This window comes from Mesorhizobium temperatum, assembly GCF_002284575.1.
Taxonomy (GTDB): domain Bacteria; phylum Pseudomonadota; class Alphaproteobacteria; order Rhizobiales; family Rhizobiaceae; genus Mesorhizobium; species Mesorhizobium temperatum.
Genome location: NZ_NPKJ01000075.1, coordinates 1 through 20922 on the forward strand (window position 1 = coordinate 1; position 20922 = coordinate 20922).

Here is a 20922-nt window from a genome sequence, read left to right on the forward strand (position 1 = left end):
CGGCCATGAACGATCGCATTGTAACCGTTTTCGGCGGATCCGGCTTTCTCGGCCGCCGGGTCGTTCGGCATCTCTGCAAGCGCGGGTTTTCCGTTCGGATTGCATCAAGGCATCCGGATCGGGGGCACAGGCTGTTCGTTCTTGACGATCCGCAACTTCAATCGGTCGCGGCCAACATTCACGACGAGCGGTCGGTCGCCGATGCCCTTGCCGGCGCTTTTGGTGTGGTAAATGCGGTCAGTCTTTACGTCGAGCACGGACAGGAGACGTTTCATTCCGTGCACGTCAAGTCTGCCCAACGGGTAGCAGCTCAAGCACACCTAGCCGGAACCGAACGGCTCGTTCACGTTTCAGGAATCGGCTCCGACGCTGCCTCGCCCTCGCTCTATATCCGCAAGCGTGGCGAAGGCGAACTGGCGGTCCGGGCCGCGTTTGCAGACGCCACACTCATCCGCCCCGCAGTGATGTTCGGACCGGACGACGCGTTCCTCACCACCATCCTCAAGCTGCTCGGCCGGCTTCCAATCTATCCGATGTTCGGCCGCGGCCTGACGAGATTGCAGCCGGCCTATGTGGAAGATGTGGCGGAGGCGATCGCAACGGCGCTGCAGGGTACGGAAACGCATGCGATCACATTCGAGTGCGGCGGCCCCCGCGTCTACACTTACGAGGAATTTCTCAGAGCCGTTGCGCACGAAGCCGGTCTTAAGCCCAAACTGATTCCAATCCCATTTGCCGCTTGGCACGCGCTGGCTTGGTTCGCCGAAATGCTCCCGAGCCCGCCCGTCACTCGGAATCAAGTGGAACTGATGCAGGTCGACAACGTGTCATCGCCGCAGATGCCGGGATTTGGAGAACTTGGAATTTCGCCGTACTCGGTCGAGGAAATGCTCCAGGAGATATTGTGGGATCACTGATTAAAGAGCTTCTTCGGCTAGTGCGCTCCCGCCAAGGGGAACGACAAGGGCAAGGTCGAGGGCATGGTGAAGTATTCCCGCTCGAACTTCATGACGCCGATACCGGCGGCGGCGAGCGTCGATGAGGCTTCGGTTTATCGTCTGCTCAAGGCGCACGACCTGATCAACAGTCCGGCCTTCATCGTCATGAAGGCTGCCAGCGAGTTCAAGGACAAGACGACGGCCCCCAACCAGCTATGGCAGACCGACTTCACCGAAAGCTGGCTGGATCGCATTAAAGGCAACCGCATGCAGCCACTGCAAGGAGAGGGTGCAATTTTGCGCGAGGCGAGGGCGGACCGAGTGCGCTCCGATATTTGCCGCTGCTCCTTCTCCGCCAGAGCTGCGTACAGGTGCAGTATAAGTTCGTCCTGCACACGCGGCATTTCCAAGGATGCAGCCGACAGTTGCGGTTGGGTTCCGCAATCGTCGGAGCCGAAGCCCGACGGGTATCGACTATCCGCCGGGCGAGCCACCCTTTCAGTGGTGATGGGCGGAAACGCTCTTGACGTATTCGGACACCAGTTCCATCGGCGCCGACTGACCGAGGTCGCCCACGCTGAGGATGCCGACCATCCGCATATTCTCGTTGATCACCGGCAACCTGCGGATTTTTAGTTCCTCCATGTGCTGCATGGCCTTGGCCAGATCGTCGTCTTCGCGACAGCAGTGAATGCCGGCAGTCATGACATCGCGCGCCGTCGCGGTACGGCTGTCGAAACCATCCTCCGCCAGTCCTTTGCAGACGATGTCGCGGTCGGTCACCATTCCGATCAACCGGTCGTTCTCTCCGATAGGAATCGAGCCAATATCCCGGGCTCGCATCATCTTCGCTAGTTCGGTGACAGGGGTTTCGGGGCTGACCCAGTCGACACCCTTGTGCATTGCGTCTTTGACTTTCATCGCGGACTCCCTTGCTAGTTGCCCCGCCGCTGTGTTTCATCTTACCGCGGACGGGGTTTGGCTGCCAGAGGTCGTCGTCCAGACCCACTTTCTGGAAGCATGAGGAAGCGCGCCGACACTGAACTGGTGCTGAGCATCGACGGGTACGCTGAGGGGCGCAGGATCCGAGCACTCTCCTTCGCCCATCTGCAAGCGATGGACTTCCTCTCCCGCGGTCATATGATCGCCGATGTCTCGGCGATCATAGGCTCCCTCGACATCGTGTTCGGAGAGATCGACCGCTGAGCCGCATGTTCCGCAGCGTTTGTCAGTCACTAACGATGAGAGTCCTCTCTGATTTGGGGTTGTGAGGTCAAGCAGCTCCTGATCAGTTCCTGATAGCGGATCGTGTCGCCCCAGTGGGGCACTCGCTAGTGGATCAATATACTCAAGGCATAAATCTGATTTAAGAGCAAAGAGTTGTCGATTTTTCAAATTCAACAGGGGTATGCGTTTGGGGTGCATCCATTGTGACGGCTCGTGACAATCCCGAATGATCACGAGTAAATTTTCATGATAATTGATGATACCGCTGGTGATCGATTTGCGTGCCGATAGCAATGCGTCTCTCGCAGTAACAAGCACGGGCGAACGGCGTCGCCAGAGGACAAGCATATAGGGCCGGCCGGGCGCGAAAAAGTCCTCGGTCTCAAAGACGACCGAACTCGTTAAGCAACTCTTCAAGTGTTTTCCCTTGGGCGACCCATTCGCGGGTCTTCTGTTCGCGCGCTGCCTGTTCGCGCGCGAGCTCCACGACCGTTTCGGCGCTGGATACCGGCACGACGGTCACGCCGATCGTGTCGGCGACCACGAAATCGCCGGGATTGATAGGTACGCCGCCGCATTGAATTGGCACGTTGATCGAGAGTTCATCCTTTCGGCCTGAATACATTGTGTGCGTGCCTCGCGCCGTGATGGCGCGGGTCCAGATCGGCCAGCCGATCGCCTCAAGCTCGTCGATATCGCGGCCGGAGCCATCGATGATCATGCCGCGAATGCCGCGGTTCCTTGCGAGCCCGCCCATCAGCCCGCCGCACACCGAGGTCTGCCGGTCGCCCCCCGCGTCGACGACGATGATGTCACCATCCCTGCCCATCTCGATTGCCCTGAGCGGGTCAACGAGGTCTCCGGAAGAGAGCTGGACCGTGAGGGCCTGGCCGACGATTCTCGCCGGAAACGCCGGCTTGATCTCCGAATCCATCACGCCTTGACGGTATTGAGCATCGGCAAACACGCATGAGGCGCTGTAGCATTTAGCGACCTCATCGAATTTTGCAAGCAGCGCCGGCTGCCGCTCGAAATCGTTGAAAACCTTGAGCATCGCATGACCTCCCTTATCTTCGAGCCGGCGTTCGCGTCAGCTCTACTGCGTTAACCGGGTTGAGCGGCATGCCGCCGGTCAGCACGCGCGCGACTTCAGACGCGGCGGTTTCGCGGGCAACCCGGATCGACTCTTCCGAATAGTACGCCGTGTGGGGCGTCACGATGACGTTGGCAAGCGAGAACAGCGGATTGCCGCTTGGGTTCCACTTGGCGAGCTTGGCCGGCTCCTCTTCAGGATCATCCAGGCCGGCGCCGGCGATGCGGCCTTCGGTCAGCGCCCGATAAAGCGCGCGGTTGTCGATAGTTGGACCGCGGCCGGTATTCACTATAATTGCCCCCTTCTTCACCTGGCGGAATTCCGTCGCGCCCAGGAAATGCCGGGTCTCGGGGGTTATCGGCACCTGCATCATCAGATAGTCGGAGTTTTGGAGAATCTCTGCCTTGCCGACGCGGCGCGCGCCTTTCGCCTCGGCGACGCCCTTCTTGATGTAAGGATCGTATGCAAGGATATCGACGCCGAAGCCTATGGCGCGCTCGGCAATCGCCTGGCCGATCTTGCCGAAGGAGACAATGCCCATCGTGCGTCCCTTCAACCGATGGATCGGTTGCCCGGTCTGCCAACGCCAGATCCCTTCATGGGTCGCGGCGTTGTATTGGAAAAGCTTGCGGGCGAGCGCGAGCCACAGCCCGATCGCATGGTCGGCGACTTCGTCGGTGCAATAGTCGCGGACATTGGTGACAAGAATGCCCTTGGCGGTCGCCGCGTCGACATCGACGATGTCGACACCGATGCCGTAGCGGGCGATCACCCGGCAGCGCTGCATGCGTTCGATGGTCTTCGCGCCGATGCTGGCATACTGGTTCATCATCGCGTCGCAGTCGATCGCCTCGGCAGCCAGTTCCTCCTCCGACTTGGCCTGGAGCCCTACGACGCGCGCCCCGACTGCCTCCAGCACGGCCCGTTCGATATCCAGATTGCCGTAGTCGTAGTCGGTGATGACGACCTTGGGGTGTTCCGCCATGCCGCGTCTCTCCTGCGCTTCAGACGTAGGCGCCGGCCGAATAAGTGAGCTCATAGGAGTGACTGTAGAGCTCGATGATATTGCCGAAGGGATCCTCGCAGTAGACCATGCGATAAGGTTTTTCGTCCGGATAGTAGTAGCGGACCTGGCTCATCCGCTGGCGGCCGCCGAGGGCCTCGATGCGCTTGACGCGCTCTTCGAGATGCTGGTCCTGCAGGCAGATGTGGAAGATGCCTGGACGCCAGTATTCGAAGGGCCGCTTCTCAGGGCGAGTTTTGGGGAACTCGAAGAGCTCGATGCCGATGCCGTCGCCGGTCGAGAGGTGAGCGATCCGGAAACTTCCCCAGCCGGCTCCGAAGACGTCGTCGCACATCTGGCCGATAGCGCTGTCGTCCTGGCTGACCTTGGTCGGCCCCATGATCACATAACAGTCGAAGGCCATCGAGTAGAACTCGACTGCTCTTTCGAGGTCGGGCACGGTGATGCCGATGTGGGAAAAGGTTATGGCGGTCATTGATCTACCTTTCCTTTTTGTCCTGGCAAGGTGAGCGGGCCGACGATGAAGGCGAGTGCGCGACCGATCTCGCCGCGCCACATGTCGACGCCGACCGCGGTCACGATGATGGCGCCGATGATGACGTTCTGGGCCGACGTCGGCACGGCGTTGAGATTGAGCGCGTTCTGGACGATGACGATGGTAAGCGCGCCGATCACGGTGCTCACGATCTGGCCGCGACCGCCGGCGAGACTTGCGCCGCCGATCACTGCGGCGGCGATCGCCGAGAGCTCCATCCCAACGCCATAATTGGGCGAGCCGGAATTGAGCCGTGCGGTCATGAGCACGGCTCCGACCGCCGCCATCGCACCGGCAATGACGAAGGCAAGGAAGCGCGTGCGGGCGACATTGAGCCCGGAGAGCGCCGCGGCCTGCGGGTTGCCGCCGACCGCGTAGATCGTGCGGCCGAAGGCGGTGTAGCGCATGACGAAGAAGGCGAGTGCGTAAAGGCCGACGACGTAGAAGAGCGGCAGCGGCACCCCGAGAAGAGAGCCGTAGAAGATCGGCTCGAGCTTCGGGTGCACGGAGAATACCGGCGAGCCGTTGTTGAACATGAAGGCGATGCCGCGGAACGCCGAGAGCGCCGCGAGCGTGGTGATGAACGACGGGATACGAAGGTAGGCGGTGAGGACGCCGTTCACGGCGCCAAGGAGCACGCCGATCAGGAGGACGAGCAGAATCGCGAACGGCAGCGGCACGTCCCCGAATTTGATCGCCATGGCGAAAACCATAGTCATCAATGCGATGGCCGAGCCGGGGGAAAGGTCGATGCCGCCGGTGAAGATCACGATGGTCGAGCCGATCGCAACGATTGCGACGATGCTCACCTGCAGAATTAGGTTGGACAGATTGCCGACATCGAGAAAGCGGTTGGTGGTGAGCGCGACGACGACAGCCACCAGGAGAAGGGCAGCAAGCGGACCGACGATCTGGTTGCTCACCAAACGCTTCATGCGGCAAGCTCCTCCCGGTCGGCGGAGGCCTTGATCAGGTCGGCCTTGTCGAGGCTCCGGGCATCGCGGATTGCGACGATCCTTCCGCGGCTTACAATGCCGATCCGGTCGCTCATCGCGAGCAGCTCGTCATAGTCGGAGCTGATCAGGATGACGCCCTTGCCGGCGGCGGTAAGCTCGTTGATGAGCTGATACACGGCGATCTTGGCCCCGACATCGATACCTTGGGTCGGCTCGTCGAGAACGAAAAGCTCGGCCTCCGCGAACAGCCACCGGGCAATCACGATCTTCTGCTGGTTGCCGCCGGAAAGCTCGCCGACCAGCGCCGTCCCGGCAGTCGGCGTGATTCTGAGGCTCTGGATCAGGCCGTGGGCAAGGCGTCGTTCGCGGGCGTGGTCGAGCATGGCTCCGTGCGTGATCCGGCCGAGCCCGGCGATCGAGATGTTCTCGTGCCCGCTGAAATTGAAGAAGAGCCCGTCGGATTTTCGATTCTCCGGCACAAGCGCGATCCCGGCGGCGATCGCGTCGCGCGAGGACAGAAGCTTGAGCGATTTGCCGCGGAGCCGGATTTCGCCTTGCCGAAGCACATCGACCCCGAACAGGGCGCGGGCGATTTCGGTGCGGCCGGAGCCGAGCACGCCGCCAAGGCCGAAGACCTCGCCGCGGCCAACCGTAAAGCTGGCGCCGGCGACGCGGTTGCTCGTGTGGATGGAGCGCACGTCGAGGAGGGCGTCACCCGTGGCATTCGCCGCCTTGGGAAAGTGTTCGTCGACGCGGCCGACCATCTTACGGACAATGGCCCTGATCTCGACCGGCGTTTCCGCTGCGTTCGATACCACGCGCCCATCCTTGAGGATCGTTGCTTCGTCGACGAGTTCGACGACCTCGTCTAGGCGATGCGAGATGTATAGGATGATCCTGCCATCGTCCCTGAGGCGCAGGAGAAGGCGATGAAGCTCGGCGATCTCGTCGGGGCCGAGGGCGGTGGTCGGCTCGTCGAGAATGATCATCGAGGCGTTGGCCGCGATCGCTTTGGCGATCTCCACGAGTTGCTGGCCGGCGGTTGAGAGTTCGCCCACGATCGCGTCCGGGTCGATCGCGACGTGGATGCGGCCAAGCACGCGCCGGGCTCCCTCGCGCATTGCCGGCCAGTCTATCCGCCATCGGTTTCGCGGAAGCCGGCCGAGATAGATGTTCTCCGCGACCGATAGCGTTTGGACGAGCGAGAACTCCTGAAAGACCGTGGCGATCCCTGCGCGCCGCGCGGCGATCGGGTCGGAAAGCACGACCGGCCGGCGCGCACACAGGATCTCGCCCGAATCGGGCTGATGCACCCCGCACAGCACCTTGACAAGCGTGGACTTGCCGCAGCCATTCTCGCCGAGCAGGCCGTGAATCCGCCCGGCAACGAGGCTGAGCGATACGGAATCGTTCGCCACAACGCCGGGGAAACGCTTGGTCACGTTCCTCAGCTCCCAGACGGGAACGCTCTCTTCCATAGCTCTCCACGCGATCCTTGCTTTGCCCGACCGGGTGGTCCGGCCGAGCGAGGGAAGGTGCTGCTTAAGGAACGTGAGTTCCTCTCAATACTGTATCGACGGCTTCGGATAGAGCTTGTCGGCCGCCTGCAGAACCGGCAGCACATTGGCCTTGTCGACAATCGTTGTCGGCGTTTCGACAAAGCCTCCTGCAAATTTGCCGTCGAGCACGTCGATCGCGACCTGCAACGCAATCTGGCCCATGACGAATGGTGTCGTGTTGACAGTCGCGGTGACCGTGCCTTTGTTGATCTCCTCGAGAGCGGCGGTGTCGCCATCATTGCCAAGCAGCATCAGGTCGTTTCGACCGAGCGACTTAGCGGCGAGTTGGGCACCCATGATCATGTAGTCGTTCGCGGCAAAGATGACGTCGACGTCCGGATGACCCTGGAGCAGGTCCATGCCGGCGGTGTTGCCACCCTCAACATTCCAGCCGCCGGGAATGCTCGCAACAATATCCACATTCGGCTTGCCCTTAACGGCGTCGAGGAAGCCGCCGACGCGCTCTGTCGAATGATAGCCGGGCTGGCCTTCGATGACCGCGGCTTTGACCGATTTATCGCCGAGCCTCTCAAGGAGGTATTCGCCGATCTTATGCGTGCCTTTGCGTTGCGAATAGCCGACCACGGCATGGACCGGGGTCGGAAAGTTGGCGATGTCGGAGTTGACGATGACGACGGAGATGCCTTTGTCGACGGCCTGCTTGACGAGCGGAGCGGCGGCCGCCTCGTCATGGGTCGACAGGACGATGGCGTCGACGCCCTGGGTGATCACGTCCTGGATCATGCCCATCTGGCCGTTGATGTCGGCGCCGCTTTGCGGGGCGAGCATGAAGGTCTCAACATTGCCCTTCTCGGCCGCTGCGGCTTTGAGGCCCTCGCCGATGGCGATGTAGTAGTTGAACTCGGTCGCCGGCGGCATGTAGGCGATGCGGATCTTGTCCTTGCCGGCGCCCTTGGTGATCGGCGCCTGTGCGCCCGGTTGAAGCGGTTGCGGTGCGGCGTAGTCGATGGCGAGGGCAATACCGGTTGCCGTGAGTACTACGACCGCGCTTGTCGCTGCTATCGCGATCAACGATCGAAAGCTGAAGCTCATGTCTTTCCTCCCTTGGACGCTTGACGGGTTCTATCCGGCGAACGGCGCGTCCACGACGCCGCGCACGCCGGGTGTGAAAGCGAAGAGAGAGCCGGCCGTCGGCTCGGCGGCGATCTGCTCCCGCGTCGCCTCCAGTCGCGATGTGGTGATGTACAGAGTCTCGAGTTCAGGCCCGCCGAAAGCGCAGCAGGTCGGCTTCAACACCGGCACCTCGACCACCCGGTCGATGCTCCCGTCGGGCAGGATGCGGACGACTCGCCGGCCTTCCCATTCGGCATTCCACACGGCGCCTTCAGCGTCGACGCACGAGCCGTCCGGAATGCCCGGCTCTCCCTTGAAATCGTTGAGGACTTGTCGGTTGCCTGGAACCCCGGTGCCCGGATCGTAGTCATAGACCCAGATGGTTCCGACGGAGGTGTCGGCGAAATACATGCGGCGCCCGTCGGGCGAGAAACAGGTCGAGTTGGCGCAGCCAACGCCGGTAATGATCGTCGTTACCGATTCGTCGGGATCGATCCGCAACACGGTCGACTTTTCCGGTCCGGAACCCTCGTTCATTCCGCCAGCGATGAATCGGCCCTGGCGATCCGTGCGGCCGTCATTGAGGCGCGTCGCCAGTTTGTCGGGCTCGAAGCGATGGATCGTCGCGAGTTCGCCGGTACCGGGGTCGAAGAACGCCACCTCCCTTGCGAGGGCGAGAATGAAACCGCCTTTCTCGCGGGGCGCGAAGCAGCAGACGCGGTCCGCCATGGCGATTGAACCCGAAGCACCTGATGAGGGGTCGAGCCACCACAGACGCTTCCCGTGGATGTCCGTCCACCAGACCCGGCGGTCATGGTGGTTCCACAGAATTCCCTCGCCGTGCAGGTTACGGCAGTCGAGCGCGAGCTCGGCTCTGTCCATGTCTCCTCCCCGGAGCACGTACCTTGGCTTCGTAACGAGCCGTCAGCGAAGCCGCTTCTTGTTGCCGAACTTTCTGGTGTCTGGTATATCACCTTGCAGATGGCAGGCAATACCAAAATCAGCAGCCGGCTTCCCGTCGCCAGGATCAAGCGACCCAAATCGCTTGCGGAAACCGTGCTCCACCAGCTCCGCGAGTCGATCGTCCACGGCGACCTCGCGTTGGGTCAGCCTCTCTCTGAACGTCAGCTCGCCGACGATCTCGGCGTGTCGAAGACTCCCGTCAGAGAGGCGCTCGCCCAGCTCCGCGCCGAGGGTCTGGTGCTGATCTATCCGCAGCGCGGCGCCTTCGTCTTCACGCTGAGCGCTCGCGAGGTTCATCAGATCTGTGAATTCCGGAGTGCGGTAGAAACGGCGGCGCTGAGGCTCGCCATCGCGCGCGGCCCAGATGGCTTCGCGGCGGAGCTTGAAGACATCGTGCGCGGCATGGCAGCCGCGCAGCGGCAGGGCGACCAGCGGCTCTATCTGTCCCTGGACACCCGCTATCACGCGGCCTTCTTCGAGCACTGCGGCAATAGCTATCTCCGCGACAGCTATGCGCGCTATGTCGGCAAGATCGCAGCGCTCCGGACCCACCTTGCCGGCAAGCCGCTTCACACGAAGCTGTCGTTCCAGGAGCATCGACAGATGCTCGACACCATCCGGCGTGGCGACGCAGACGCAACGATAGCGGTTCTGGATATCCATATCGGACGGACGCGCGAGACCTATTCCAACGGAATCGAGGACATTGCCGCCGCGGATAAAGGAATTCCGGAGGCGAGCTGATGGCGGCACCGCTCCTCGACCTCAGCGGCATCACGAAGTGGTACGGCACGACGCGGGCCCTTGGCGACGTCGATTTCGATCTGAGGCAGGGCGAGGTGCATGCGCTTGTCGGCGAAAATGGCGCCGGGAAATCGACACTCCTCGCCATCCTCTCCGGTGTGGTCGCGCCCGACAAGGGTACGATCAACATAGACGGGCGGGCGGTCACCATTGACGACCCCTCCAGAGCGCAAGCGCTCGGCATCAGCACAGTCTTCCAGGAGCTTAGCCTCGCCGGGGCCCTAACGGTCGCCGAGAACGTCTTTGTCGGCCGAGCTCCGACGGCCTGCGGGGTCATACGCTGGAGCGAGCTCCGGCGGCGGACCCAGCAGATCCTCTCCCCCTTCGGCATCGAAATCGATGTCGGTCGCCCGGTTGACCGCTTGCCCGCGGGCACGCGCCAGCTCGTCGAGATTGCCAAGGCGCTGTCGCTCGACGCTCGCATCCTTCTCCTCGACGAGCCCACCTCGGCGCTCACCTCCGATGAGGTCGCAGCGCTGTTTGACATCATCACTCGGCTTAAGACCCGGGGCATCGGCATCGTCTATGTGAGCCATCACATGGCCGAGGTCTTCCGGATTGCCGACCGCGTCACCGTGCTGCGCGATGGCCGAAGGATGACCACGCGCGCGGTGACGGAGACGTCGATCGACGACGTCGTGCGCGCCATGGTCGGCCGGAACCTCGAAATCTTCGCAGCCGAGACGGCGCTCGTGCCGGGTCCGGTGGCGCTTGCAGTCCGTGGCAACGGAGCCAAGGGCAAATCTCGACATCTGGAGCTTGAAATACGGTTCGGTGAGGTCGTCGGTCTCGCGGGCCTGATGGGATCGCGCCGCAGCGAGCTTGCACGCAGCCTCGTCGGCCTGCGGCAGCCGTCTGGAGGAACTGCGATCGAGATCAAGGGCCGTCCGACGCGCCTGCGTGGTCTCCGCGACGCGATGGCCCGCGGCATCGCCTATGTGCCGGATGATCGCAAAGCCGAAGGCCTGTTCCTGTCGATGTCGGTCACCGATAATTTCGTCGTGACTGCGCTTCGTCGGTTCGCGCGGCTCGGTTGGATTGAGAGGGCGGCGGCGACGGCGGCGGCAGGTAGGGCGGTCGAACGCTTCCGGATACGAGTGCCGAGCCTTGCGGCGGCGGCTGGAAAACTCAGCGGCGGCAACCAGCAGAAACTGATGCTGTCGAAGTGGCTTGCGAGCGACCCGGCGATCGTCGTGATTGACGAGCCGACCAAGGGCGTCGACGTCGAAGCAAAAAGGGAGATCCACAAGGAAATCCGCCGCCTCGCTGCTGCCGGTAAGGCGATTCTCTTGATCTCCTCCGACCTCCCGGAGCTCTTCACCATCTCCGATCGGATCGTCGTCATGCGAGAGGGACAGATCGTCGGCGATCTCCCGACACGTTTGGCAACGGAAGAGAGCGTAATGGCTCTTGCCTCCGGCATCGGTCACAAGCGCGAAGGGGAGGCGGCATGAGCGTCGACGAGGTCGGTCGGTGGCCTTCGCGTGTCGGCAGCCGTGTCCTTCGGCGCTTCGTCGAGACGCGCGAGTTGACGCTCCTGGTTCTTATCGTTGCGATCATCGTCGGAATGTCGCTGGCTTCGCCGGTCTTCCTGTCGCTGGCGAACTTCCGTGCGATAGCCATCGGCATGGCGCCGACCGTGATCATCGCTGTGGGCATGACGGTGCTCCTGGTCTCTGGTGGATTCGATCTCTCGGTCGGCTCCGTGCTGGCGCTAGCGAGCACCGTGACGGCGCTTCTTCTGTTAAGCGGCGCCTCCATCCCGCTGGCGATTCTTGGTGCGCTTGCTCTTGGCGTCATCATCGGCCTTGCCAACGGCATCGTCGTCACCAGGATCGGTGTCAATCCCCTGGTCGCCACTCTCGGCTCGATGTCGATCGCCCGCGGGATCGCCTTGGTGTTGACGGAAGGATTCTCGCTGATCAATCTACCGCCGGCCTTCGGGTGGGCCGGCCGCGCCGAGATTCTCGGCCTGCCGTTTCTTCTTTGGGTCGCGCTCGCACTAGTTGTCGTCTTCGACCTCGCCATGCGGCATGGAAGCTTCTTCCGGCAACTTTACTATATCGGCTCGAACGAGAAGGCGGCGCGTCTGTCCGGTTTGGCCGTCGATCGCGTCCGCACGCTCGCCTACATGCTGAGCGGTCTGCTCGCCGCGCTTGCCGGCGTCCTCCTCGCCTCGCGGCTGATGAGCGGTACGCCTACGGCCGGCAACGCGCTCGAATTGCAGGTGCTCGCAGCCGCCGTGATCGGCGGCGCAAGCCTGCGCGGCGGGGAGGGCACCGTCCTGGGTGCGTTTCTCGGCGTCGTCTTCGTCGCCTTGATCAACAACGCCATGACCATGCTCGCCGTGTCGATCTACTGGCAGATGATCGTCACCGGCGCCGTTCTTGTCGTGGCCGTTGCGCTCGACATGCTGGTGCGCCGCGGCGACGAGTAAGCCAGGGCCCACTAGGCCCCAACCGAAGAAGGGAGGAAACTGATGACGACACTCGATCTCGACCGCCGCAGCCTGATGAAGTTCGGCGGCATTGGCCTTGCCGGGACGGGACTCGGCCTCGTACCCCAATTCAGCGATGAAGCGCTCGCCCAGGGCGAGGGCATGGAATACGTGTTTCTCTCCATCGTCACGCAGGTGCCGTTCTGGGTCGACCACCGCAAAGCTCTCGAAGACGCCGCTAGATCGCTGAACATCAAGACGAGCTTCACCGGCCCGCTCGACTTCGACACCGTCGCCCAGGCGCGGCAACTCGATGAGCTGATCGCGCGGAAGCCGGCCGGCCTCCTGATCTTTCCTGGCGACGCCGCCTCGCTTGCGGCCGGCATCGACCGCGCCGTCGATGCCGGAATTCCGGTCGCTATGATCATCGGCGACGCGCCGGGCACCAAACGCGCCGTGTATCTCGGCATCTCGAACCTCGAAGCCGGCAAGGTCGGGGGCAAGATGCTTGCCGAGGCGATCGGCGGCAAAGGCAAGGTGATCCTCGGTTCGTTCCCCGCGCCTTCGGTTCTGGAGCGGGTCGAAGGCTACAAGGCCTACTTCAAGGAATCTGCGTCCGAAATCGAAGTAGTCGACGTGGTCAACGACAAAGCGGACCCGTCTTATGCCCCCACGGCCTACAGCCAGTCACTCCTCGCTCATCCTGACGTGGTCGGTATCGGCGGCACCGACGGCGACAGCGGCAAAGGTGCTGCCATCGCGGTGCATGAGACCGGTCGCCAAGGCCAGGTCAAGATCGTCGCGATGGACCGGAACGACGACATGCTTCCCTACATAGAGGACGGAACGATCGTCGGCGCCGTGGTTCAAAAATCCTATGTCGAAGCTTTTCTCGCCGTGCATCTCCTTCATTGGCTGAATACCGATGGCATGAAGGTCGTGCCGGACTACAAAGCGGCTGGCGTCAATCCTTTGCCGGAAAAAGTCGAGACTGGCGTGATGCGCCTTACCAAGGATAACGTCGCCCAATTCAAACACTGAGCGACAGGCCGGGCCGCGGACCTTCCGCGGTCCGGCGGGCGCGCGGGCCGGGTGCGGCTGATTGCATGTCCTTATCATCGTCGGAAGATGAAGATCGAGCGCTGGCTGTTGTTTCAGCGGCGGTGGGGGGAATCGGCCGTGCCCTCGCGGAGGGCTTCGTTGGGGCCGGCCTTCCTGCTCCGGCAAGTCCGTATCTAGCCTGAATTCCGCAGCCGGCGGTTCCGCTAAGGCCGGCTCGTGGCTATCTGGCCGATGATTTACCTAGAGCCTGCAACTGCGCCCCTGACCGTCGAAAACATGAGCGTCGGCCGGGTCGAAGCGGAAGCGGACAGACGAACCGATCGTTGCGGCCGGTTTGCCTTGCAGTTCCACTGTCACGAGCTGGGGCAGGCCGTCGACCTTCAGGTAGAGCAGACTCGTGCCGCCGAGCCGCTCGACGAGGACGATCTCGGCCGCAATGCCCTTGTCCTCGACAAGCGAAATGGCGTTGGGACGCACGCCGATCTCCGCGGTGCCGCCGGGCGCGAGGCGCAGGCCTTCGCGCGTGGAGAAGAGCGGCTGGCGGTCCGCCGCGAGACGGAAGGCGATGGCATCGCCCACGCGCTCCGCGACGGCCGGAAGAAAGTTCATCTTCGGCTGGCCGAGAAAGCCGGCGACGAAGCGGTTGGCCGGCCGCTCGTGGAGATCGAGCGGCCGGCCTTGTTGCACGACCCGGCCCTTGTCCAGGATGACGATGCGGTCCGCCAGCGTCATCGCCTCGACCTGGTCATGCGTGACATAGATCATGGTTGTTTCGAGCTGCCTGTGGAGCCGCGCGATCTCGACCCGCATCTGCGCGCGCAGGTCGGCATCGAGATTGGAGAGCGGCTCGTCGAACAGGAAGACATCGGGTTTGCGCACGATCGCCCGGCCGATCGCCACGCGCTGGCGCTGGCCTCCGGAAAGCTCGCGCGGCTTGCGCGACAGGAGCTCCTCCAGGCGCAATATGGCCGCCGCCTCGACGACCTTCCGGTCGATCTCGGCCCTGGCCGTGCCGAGCATCTTCAGGGCGAAGCCCATATTCTCGGCCACGCTCATATGCGGGTAGAGTGCATAGGACTGGAACACCATCGCAATGCCGCGGTCGGCCGCCGCCACGTCGTTCATAGGCCTGCCGCCGATGCAGACTTCGCCCGAACTGACGGATTCCAGCCCGGCGATCATCCGGAGCAAAGTCGACTTGCCGCAGCCCGAGGGGCCGACGAAGACGACGAACTCGCGGTCGTTCACGGTCAGCGACACGTCGCGCACGGCCTCGACACGGCCAAAAGTCTTCGAGACGTTCTTCAGTTCGACGGACGCCAAGTCACGACCCCTTCGCAGCGACGGCCCACATTTCGATCTCCACCAGGAAGCCTGGGAGAAGAGCGGACTGCACGGCAGTGCACACGGGCAGCGGCTCTACCATCACCTTCTCGTAGACGGCGTTGAAGCGCGCCCAATGGCGAAGGTCGGCGAGGTAGACGTTGACCTTGAAGACGTCGCGCAGCCCGCAATCAGCGGTGGCCAGCTGCCTTTCGCAGTTCTGCAGCGTCGCGGCGGCCTGCTCCTCGATCGTATCGCCCACGACATTGCCGTCCATGTCGACGGCGACCTGGCCGGAGTTGACGACGAGATGACGGGCGTCCACCTGCAGCACCGGCGAATAGGGCCCGGCGGTTACATGCTGGGTCGCGCCGCGCGGACGGCTCTTCAGCGGATGCAGCGCTTCGTTGCCGATTGTCTCGTCCATGATGCTATCCCTTGACCGAGCCGTTGAGCAGGCCTTCGACGACAAAGCGCCATACGAGGACGACCAGCACCAGGGTCGGAACGATTGCGATGAAGATTGCCGTGTTGAGCAGGCTCCACGAGACATCGGTGTTGCGCGCCAGGGCAGCCATCACCACTGATACCGGCCGGGTGGCGGCGTCGCCGGACAAGACCATGGAGAACATGAATTCGGAATAGGAGAGCATGAAGGCGAACAGGCCGGTCGCGCCGATCGACGGCAAGGCGAGCGGCAACGCGACGCGCAGGAAGGCCTGCAGACGACTGCAATGGTCGAGGACTGCAGCCTCGAACAGCTCCTGCGGCATCTTGCGGAAGAAGACGGAGAGGATCAGCACGGTGAAGGGCAGGGCCTTGGCCGTGTGGACGAGGATGATCCCGATCCGGGTTCCGGTCAGCCCCAGGCCCTCGAGCATCATGTAGATCGGGGTCACCAGCGCTATCGCCGGAACCAGCGGCGACAGGATCAGGAACATGAAGCTGAGCTTCTTTCCGGGAAATGCATGGCGCGCGTAGATGAAGGCTGCAGGTGCGCCGAGGAGCATGTTGAGCAGCATTGCGCTCAACGCAATGATGGAAGAATTGACAAGGCTCTGCGGCACCTGGCGCGCGGCGTCCGAGATCATCGCGCGGTTGGCGCTTGCCTGCCGGTAGGATGCCGGCAACTCGCCGGTGAAGACATAGCGATAGCTTTCGAGGCTCGGTCCCTCGGAAAGAACGCTGCGGTTGGGGTCAAGCAGAATGCGGTCCGGTACCAGGCTGCCATAGAGCGCAAGCGCCACCGGCCCACCGGTGAAGAGCAGGATCAGTGCAGCGAAGAGGAAGGTGAGCAGCGGATTGCGGCGGCCTGGCATCTCAGTCGCCCTCGAACAGGTCGGACGGCAAGGCGCGGGTGATCGCCAGGATCATCACTGCGGAGATCGCCACGACGATGAAGGCGACCGCCGAGCCCGTGCCGAAGTCGTACATCGAGAAGCTTTCCTTCCAGATCTGGAAGGAGAGCAGCGTGGTGGCCGTGCCGGGCCCGCCGCCGGTCATGGCGTAGACGAGGTCGTAGGTCGTGAAGGCCGCCAGGGCATTGTAGATCAGGAGCACCACGATCATCGGCTTGATCTCGGGAAGGATCACATGGCGGAAGCGCCGGGCCGGACTGCGGCAATCGATCGCCGCGGCCTCCAGCGTCTCCGAATTGATCGCCGAAAGCGCCGCCATGATGAGCACCACGGCGAAGGGGATCTGAGTCCAGACATGCGCCACCACGACTGAGATCAGCGCGAGCTTCGGCGAGGTAAGCCAGGGAATGGAGCCGTCGATCGCCCCCAGCGCGCGCAGCGTGCCGTTGAGCACGCCGAAACTGGGATGGAACACCCAGATCCACAGCACCGCGCTGATTGCCCCGGGCAGCACCCAGGGCAGGAGCACGATCGAGCGGACGATCTTCGAGCCGAGGAACCGGCGCTGGAGGAACAGCGCGGTCAAGGTGCCGAGCACCACCACCAGGGGGGCGGCAATCGCGGTGAAGAGCAGGGAATTGTAGAGCGCATCGAGGAAATAACCGCTCTTGACCACGCGGACATAGTTGTCGATGCCCGTAAACGGCGTGTCGGGGAAAAGCAGCAGCACCGAATGCATGCTGGTCCACAGCGCATAGGCGATCGGATAGATCGTCATCAGCGCGACCGGCAGCAGCGCCGGCAGGAGCCAGATGGCCGGAAAGCGTTGCGTGGTCCACATCGGCAGGTCCGCTTTTCAGTTGGACGGCGAGCGGCCGGTATCGGCAACTCGCCGCTTTTATCGCGGACCTAGCGGCTGGCGAACTGTTCCCGCATCTGGTTCCAGCGCTCCGCGCCGTCCTTCATGACCTGCTCGACGGGAGCTTCGCCGACCATGGCCTTGGCGAGCAGCGGGCGGAAATAGGCCGACCATTGCGAGCCCCACTCCGTCCAGGTCCCCGCCCGCGCCGTCGCGACCTGCTGCTTCAGCGTCGGCATGTCGATCCATTTGCCCCAGGCTTCAATGACCGACTGGTCCTCGAACAGCGGAAGCTGCCCGAAGCCGAGGCCCTTCTCTGCGGCCCAGCGCTTTGCGACCGTATAGGGCTTGCCGGCCATGAAGTTGATGAACTTCCAGGCGGCTTCGGCGCGTGCCGGATCGGCCGCCGTCTTCGCCGTCACCGCATAGAATTTCGAGAAGCCGAGCGTGGTGTGCGCCTCGCCCGGCATAGGCGCCAGAGCGAACTGGCCGGCGAGCGGCTGGTCGGCGGCGTTGTTCATCGCCGCCAGCACATAGTTGAAGACGACGGTGAAGGCGTGCTGGCCGGTGTTCATCGCCAGGATGATCTTCGACTCATGCGTTTCCGGCTGTACCAGCCCCTTGGAGAAGGCGTCGGCAAGCCACTGCAGTTGCTTGTAGGCGCCGTTCTCTGGATTGTCGAAAGCGGCCTTCTGCTCGGCATCGAAGAGTTGCGCGCCGCGGCCATAGGCCTGCGCCACGAAGGCGTCGAAGAAGTTCGGGAGCTCCTGATTGTATTCATAGGAAATCGGATGCTCCATGCCGCCAGCCTTGAGCTCTTCGGCAGCCGCGGTTACCTCCTCCCAGGTCTTGGGCACGGCGATGCCCTTATCCTCAAGGATCTTCTTGTTATAGATGAAAGAGATCGTATCGGCGTAATAGGGAAGGCCGTAGAGCTTGCCCTTGTAGGTCATGTCGCTCAACGCAAAGCCGGCAATGTCCTTCTTCAGGTCGTCCACCGCGCCTGCCGGCGCGATGTCGTCCAGCGGCGCCACGAATCCGCCTGCGGCCCAGGCTGGCAACCAATCCTGACCGCCATAGATTACGTCGGTGGGTGTACCGCCACGAAAGCGCAGGACGAGGCTGTCCTGATAGTCCGGCCAGGTGTAGTCGGTGACCTTTACCTTGATACCCGGATTGGCTGCCTCGAACTTCTTGACGTTGTCCTGAATGGTTTCAAGGGAATAGTTCCAGACCGCGAACTCCAGCGTGATGTCCTCGGCCATGGTCGGATTCGTCAAGAAAGCGCCGGAAACCAGCACTGCAGCGGTCAACAGCTTACAGAGTTTCATCGAGACTCCTCCCTTCGCCTCGGCGCACCTTCGAGCCTTGATCCGCCGGCGCAACCATCAAATGGTCGTTGACTCAGGGCTCTGCGGTTGGACAATATGAACCGATCATGATCAATTGCAACTTTTTTGAATGGCTTTGGAGACGTAAGCGCGCCAGGATTTTCGATGATGCGCCGCCCGACTTTAGGAGATGGATCAAATGCGGTGGGAAGAACTGAGCTCTCCGGATGTCGCATCGCTTGATCGGGAGCGCACCGTGGTCATGCTGCCGTTGGGCTCGGTCGAGCAGCACGGCAATCATATGCCACTCGGTACCGACACCATGCTCGCCCATGCCGTTTCCTTGGCGGCGGCGGAACGAGCCCGCGACGCCGTGGTGCTGCCGCCACCCTGGTTCGGCTTCTCGGTCCACCACATGCGTTTCCCCGGCAGTGTCACGTTGAGGGCCGAAACGCTGATCGCGGTGGCGGAGGACGTCGTCGCCTCGCTGGTGCAGCACGGTTTCCGCCGCATCCTGATCGTCAACGGCCACGGCGGAAATGCCGGGGTCATCGATCTGTTGGCGTCCACGCTCGGATATCGGCACTACGGGGCCGCCAGGATCGCCGCACTCACTTATTTCCATCTGGCACGTCAGGCGATCGCGGAACTGAGGCGATCGGAGCCCGGCGGCATGGGCCATGCCTGCGAATTCGAGACCGCGATGGTTCAGCATCTGCGCCCCGATCTGGTGAGGATCGAAAAGGCCGACGCGACCTATCCGGATCCTGGATCGGCGTATCTGACGACCGATCTCTTGGGGTCATCGGCGATCCGCACCTATCATGATTTTGCGGACCTCTCGTCAAAGGGCACGCTCGGCGACCCTCTCCTCGCCAGCCCGGAGGCGGGTTCGGCCTTCTTCGAAGCCGTCGTCGGCGCGCTCTGCGCCTTCATCGAGGACTTTCGTGGCTGGCGGATTCCGGAATCGCCCAAATAATCCAGCGCCTCGAGGCCGGTGTGATCGGGCTTGGTTCTTTCGGCCTGCGCCATGCGTTGATCTATGCCGAGCATCTGTCCGACGCGCTTGCTGGATCGGTTGAAGTGGGCCTGCGCGTTGATGTCGAGTGCTGATTGCTCCAGATTGCGCACGAATGGTTGACTTGAGTTGACTGATTCTGCTTCTTGCCAAGTGTTTCACGGGACCTGACCTTCGATGGCGTACTCCGCAGCACCGCCGGAACTGACGGCGATAACCACCAACGACCGGGCGACGCCGTCGCTCGTCTACCGTTCGCTGCTGCGCGGCATCAAAGATGGCCTCATGGTCCCCGGTGCAAAACTGCCCAACGAGCGCGAGCTCGCCCAACAGCTCGGGACCAGCCGCACCGCCGTCCGCAGCGCTCTAGCCATGATGGAACGGCAGGGGCTTGTGCACCGGCGGGTCGGCAGCGGCACTTTTCTGGCCGACGATGCGCACGATGTTTTCAGCCGAATGGACCAGACCAAAGCCGCGAGCCATGAGGCGGTCCCTTCTTTTGCCGAAATCGTCGAAGGTCGGCTGCTGTTCGAGCCGGCGATGATGCACCTCGTCGTGACGCGTGTCGCCGACGACGAGATTTCTGAGATGCGGCGAACCCTAGCCGAGATCGTCTCCGCGCCCAGTTGGGAGGATTTCAAGGAGAGCATCTACGCGCTGCATCGGCAGATGTTCGCCAGCACGAAGAACAAGTTTCTGGTGCAGATCATGAACAGCATTTTGAACGAGCGGCGGGCGGTTCATTTCGACGGCCGCAACACCGATAAGCCGGCGCCGGAGCCCGTGCGGAAGCAGACCCACAAGGACTTGCAGCTCATCGTCGACGCGATCGCCGCCCGCGATGCGGCGCGCGCCGAGCAGCTGGTCTCCGACCATCTAACGCGCTCGCTCGCCACGATCAACATCTGGCAGTAAGCCGTTACAGAGCCGATGGGATCGATCGGTCCCGTTCCTGTTGAAGCCGCTGCCCTCGACCAGCCGGAATTGATGGGTCCAGCATCAGATGGGACCCGCTCAGGGCGAAAGCCAGGGATTTCAGGTGTCAGCGAGTAGCTTTCAGTTGCTTGCTGTGCTTTTTGCAGTACCGCCAGAGCATCTCCGGCCTTCCGGTTGTCGGAGAGAGGGCTTCTCCAAGGCGGTTGAAGGCGATGCGGCCGGCGATTTAATCCGAAGTGCTGCAGAGCTGTGGTGACAGCTACGCGGCCGTCATCGGGCGCGGGACCGTGCGGAACAATGCGGGAAGGTTGACGATTCTGGCCCACGAAAAAGCCAATGAAATCAAGGTTCAAGGCATGTCCTCCGGGCCCACCATTGTCGCTCAATATCAATAATTTATGGCCGACGTCTATCTAAAGTGGGCC

General features: G+C 62.6%; 21 protein-coding genes and 2 pseudogenes. 9 read left to right on the forward strand and 14 right to left on the reverse strand.

Annotated elements, in window-relative coordinates; genetic code table 11:
* The coding region (locus CIT26_RS31800; RefSeq protein WP_342587043.1) for a complex I NDUFA9 subunit family protein at positions 1-917 on the forward strand (917 nt) is incomplete at its 5' end.
* 117 nt (positions 918-1034) lie between these two features.
* Positions 1035-1172, forward strand: a pseudogene (locus tag CIT26_RS31805) (IS3 family transposase); the annotation flags it as partial.
* 264 nt (positions 1173-1436) lie between these two features.
* Here the strand turns inward: CIT26_RS31805 and CIT26_RS31810 are convergent.
* A complete protein-coding gene (locus CIT26_RS31810; RefSeq protein WP_095496248.1) occupies positions 1437-1859 on the reverse strand; it encodes a CBS domain-containing protein in 423 nt (140 codons plus the stop codon).
* A gap of 159 nt (positions 1860-2018) precedes the next feature.
* On the opposite strand from CIT26_RS31810, the pseudogene CIT26_RS31815 reads away from it, so the two are divergent.
* Positions 2019-2144: pseudogene (locus tag CIT26_RS31815) on the forward strand (NADH-quinone oxidoreductase subunit D-related protein); the annotation flags it as partial.
* 403 nt (positions 2145-2547) lie between these two features.
* On the opposite strand, the gene CIT26_RS31820 reads toward CIT26_RS31815, so the two are convergent.
* The 8 genes from CIT26_RS31820 to CIT26_RS38080 form a co-directional block, all read right to left on the reverse strand.
* Positions 2548-3219 carry an RraA family protein gene (locus CIT26_RS31820; protein ID WP_095496249.1) on the reverse strand — a complete coding sequence of 224 codons (672 nt, stop codon included), beginning with the start codon at positions 3217-3219 and terminating at the stop codon, positions 2548-2550.
* A gap of 13 nt (positions 3220-3232) precedes the next feature.
* Entirely contained in the window at positions 3233-4243 is a 1011-nt protein-coding gene (locus CIT26_RS31825; protein ID WP_095496250.1) for a C-terminal binding protein, read from the reverse strand.
* Between the two features lie 19 nt (positions 4244-4262).
* Complete coding sequence (locus CIT26_RS31830) at positions 4263-4757, reverse strand: VOC family protein (protein ID WP_095496251.1); 495 nt, start codon at positions 4755-4757, stop codon at positions 4263-4265.
* Positions 4754-5752, reverse strand: coding sequence for an ABC transporter permease (locus CIT26_RS31835; protein ID WP_095496252.1), 999 nt, complete (start codon positions 5750-5752; stop codon positions 4754-4756). The genes CIT26_RS31830 and CIT26_RS31835 overlap by 4 nt, the downstream gene beginning before the upstream one ends.
* A complete protein-coding gene (locus CIT26_RS31840) occupies positions 5749-7215 on the reverse strand; it encodes a sugar ABC transporter ATP-binding protein (RefSeq protein ID WP_206072840.1) in 1467 nt (488 codons plus the stop codon). The genes CIT26_RS31835 and CIT26_RS31840 overlap by 4 nt, the downstream gene beginning before the upstream one ends.
* A gap of 120 nt (positions 7216-7335) precedes the next feature.
* Complete coding sequence (locus tag CIT26_RS31845) at positions 7336-8385, reverse strand: sugar ABC transporter substrate-binding protein (protein WP_095496254.1); 1050 nt, start codon at positions 8383-8385, stop codon at positions 7336-7338.
* A gap of 30 nt (positions 8386-8415) precedes the next feature.
* Positions 8416-9288: an SMP-30/gluconolactonase/LRE family protein gene (locus CIT26_RS31850; protein ID WP_095496255.1), complete on the reverse strand. Its 873-nt coding sequence runs from the start codon at positions 9286-9288 to the stop codon at positions 8416-8418.
* A 42-nt stretch (positions 9289-9330) separates the two neighbouring features.
* Positions 9331-9495 (reverse strand): hypothetical protein, encoded by a 165-nt coding sequence (locus CIT26_RS38080; protein ID WP_245319661.1) that lies wholly within the window; start codon positions 9493-9495, stop codon positions 9331-9333.
* Between CIT26_RS38080 and CIT26_RS31855 the strand changes: the two genes are divergently transcribed.
* The 4 genes from CIT26_RS31855 to CIT26_RS31870 are packed head-to-tail and all read left to right on the forward strand — an operon-like array spanning position 9463 to position 13651.
* Positions 9463-10113, forward strand: a complete 651-nt coding sequence (locus tag CIT26_RS31855) for a GntR family transcriptional regulator (protein WP_245319654.1) — start codon at positions 9463-9465, stop codon at positions 10111-10113. The two genes, CIT26_RS38080 and CIT26_RS31855, sit on opposite strands and share 33 nt — an antisense overlap.
* Positions 10113-11627 carry a sugar ABC transporter ATP-binding protein gene (locus tag CIT26_RS31860; protein WP_095496257.1) on the forward strand — a complete coding sequence of 505 codons (1515 nt, stop codon included), beginning with the start codon at positions 10113-10115 and terminating at the stop codon, positions 11625-11627. Before CIT26_RS31855 ends, CIT26_RS31860 begins: the two co-directional genes overlap by 1 nt.
* The gene (locus tag CIT26_RS31865; RefSeq protein WP_095496258.1) at positions 11624-12610 is read left to right on the forward strand and encodes an ABC transporter permease; all 987 of its coding nucleotides are present in this window, start codon (positions 11624-11626) and stop codon (positions 12608-12610) included. Before CIT26_RS31860 ends, CIT26_RS31865 begins: the two co-directional genes overlap by 4 nt.
* 42 nt (positions 12611-12652) lie before the next feature.
* Positions 12653-13651, forward strand: coding sequence for a substrate-binding domain-containing protein (locus CIT26_RS31870; RefSeq protein ID WP_095496259.1), 999 nt, complete (start codon positions 12653-12655; stop codon positions 13649-13651).
* Positions 13652-13912: 261 nt separating this feature from the next.
* Here CIT26_RS31870 and CIT26_RS31875 read toward each other — a convergent pair whose 3' ends face one another.
* From CIT26_RS31875 to CIT26_RS31895, 5 genes are all read right to left on the reverse strand, one after another.
* Positions 13913-14995, reverse strand: a complete 1083-nt coding sequence (locus CIT26_RS31875) for an ABC transporter ATP-binding protein (RefSeq protein ID WP_095496260.1) — start codon at positions 14993-14995, stop codon at positions 13913-13915.
* A gap of 1 nt (position 14996) precedes the next feature.
* Positions 14997-15422: a RidA family protein gene (locus tag CIT26_RS31880; protein WP_167391611.1), complete on the reverse strand. Its 426-nt coding sequence runs from the start codon at positions 15420-15422 to the stop codon at positions 14997-14999.
* Between the two features lie 4 nt (positions 15423-15426).
* Entirely contained in the window at positions 15427-16314 is an 888-nt protein-coding gene (locus CIT26_RS31885) for a carbohydrate ABC transporter permease (RefSeq protein ID WP_095496262.1), read from the reverse strand.
* 1 nt (position 16315) lies between these two features.
* On the reverse strand, positions 16316-17194 hold the full coding sequence (locus tag CIT26_RS31890) for a carbohydrate ABC transporter permease (protein ID WP_095496263.1): 879 nt from the start codon (positions 17192-17194) through the stop codon (positions 16316-16318).
* A 68-nt stretch (positions 17195-17262) separates the two neighbouring features.
* Entirely contained in the window at positions 17263-18543 is a 1281-nt protein-coding gene (locus tag CIT26_RS31895) for an ABC transporter substrate-binding protein (RefSeq protein WP_095496264.1), read from the reverse strand.
* 199 nt (positions 18544-18742) lie between these two features.
* On the opposite strand from CIT26_RS31895, the gene CIT26_RS31900 reads away from it, so the two are divergent.
* Together CIT26_RS31900 and CIT26_RS31905 are read left to right on the forward strand one after the other, a co-directional pair.
* Positions 18743-19522, forward strand: a complete 780-nt coding sequence (locus CIT26_RS31900) for a creatininase family protein (protein ID WP_167391612.1) — start codon at positions 18743-18745, stop codon at positions 19520-19522.
* Positions 19523-19738: 216 nt separating this feature from the next.
* On the forward strand, positions 19739-20476 hold the full coding sequence (locus CIT26_RS31905) for a FadR/GntR family transcriptional regulator (RefSeq protein WP_095496266.1): 738 nt from the start codon (positions 19739-19741) through the stop codon (positions 20474-20476).
* Positions 20477-20922: the final 446 nt, after the last annotated feature.